The organism is Streptomyces sp. NPDC055025 (assembly GCF_053608565.1).
The window spans coordinates 1-1,521 of record NZ_JBSGVS010000151.1 but is presented as its reverse complement, the minus strand read 5'-3'; the positions used below and the strand labels follow the sequence as shown (position 1 = coordinate 1,521).

The 1,521-nt window shown below is 56.1% G+C and carries 1 rRNA gene; it reads right to left on the bottom strand.

The features are described 5' to 3' along the window. Window positions 1-21: 21 nt before the first annotated feature. A 23S ribosomal RNA gene (locus ACWGDX_RS39315) occupies window positions 22-1,521 on the bottom strand; the annotation flags it as partial.

Genomic DNA, 1,521 nt, shown 5'->3' with positions numbered 1-1,521 from the left:
ACACAGTGGACGCGAGCAACTGAGGACAAGCCCTCGGCCTATTAGTACCGGTCAACTCCACCAGTCACCTGGCTTCCATATCCGGCCTATCAACCCAGTCGTCTACTGGGAGCCTTAACCCCTCAAGGGGGTGGGAGTCCTCATCTCGAAGCAGGCTTCCCGCTTAGATGCTTTCAGCGGTTATCCCTCCCGAACGTAGCCAACCAGCCATGCCCTTGGCAGAACAACTGGCACACCAGAGGTTCGTCCGTCCCGGTCCTCTCGTACTAGGGACAGCCCTTCTCAAGACTCCTACGCGCACAGCGGATAGGGACCGAACTGTCTCACGACGTTCTAAACCCAGCTCGCGTACCGCTTTAATGGGCGAACAGCCCAACCCTTGGGACCGACTCCAGCCCCAGGATGCGACGAGCCGACATCGAGGTGCCAAACCATCCCGTCGATATGGACTCTTGGGGAAGATCAGCCTGTTATCCCCGGGGTACCTTTTATCCGTTGAGCGACGGCGCTTCCACAAGCCACCGCCGGATCACTAGTCCCGACTTTCGTCCCTGCTCGACCCGTCGGTCTCACAGTCAAGCTCCCTTGTGCACTTACACTCAACACCTGATTACCAACCAGGCTGAGGGAACCTTTGGGCGCCTCCGTTACCCTTTAGGAGGCAACCGCCCCAGTTAAACTACCCATCAGACACTGTCCCTGATCCGGATCACGGACCCAGGTTAGACATCCAGCACGACCAGAGTGGTATTTCAACGGCGACTCCACCCATACTGGCGTATGAGCTTCAAAGTCTCCCACCTATCCTACACAAGCCGAACCGAACACCAATATCAAACTGTAGTAAAGGTCCCGGGGTCTTTCCGTCCTGCTGCGCGAAACGAGCATCTTTACTCGTAATGCAATTTCACCGGGCCTATGGTTGAGACAGTCGAGAAGTCGTTACGCCATTCGTGCAGGTCGGAACTTACCCGACAAGGAATTTCGCTACCTTAGGATGGTTATAGTTACCACCGCCGTTTACTGGCGCTTAAGTTCTCAGCCTCGCCAACCCGAAGATTGACTAACCGGTCCCCTTAACGTTCCAGCACCGGGCAGGCGTCAGTCCGTATACATCGCCTTACGGCTTCGCACGGACCTGTGTTTTTAGTAAACAGTCGCTTCTCGCTGGTCTCTGCGGCCACCCCAAGCTCAAGGAGTAAATCCCATCACCCAGTGTGGCCCCCCTTCTCCCGAAGTTACGGGGGCATTTTGCCGAGTTCCTTAACCATAGTTCACCCGAACGCCTCGGTATTCTCTACCAGACCACCTGAGTCGGTTTAGGGTACGGGCCGCCATGAAACTCGCTAGAGGCTTTTCTCGACAGCATAGGATCATCCACTTCACCACAATCGGCTCGGCATCAGGTCTCAGACTTATGTTGCACGGATTTACCTGCACAACGCCCTACACCCTTACCCCGGGACAACCACCGCCCGGGTTGGACTACCTTCCTGCGTCACCCCATCGCTTACCTACTAC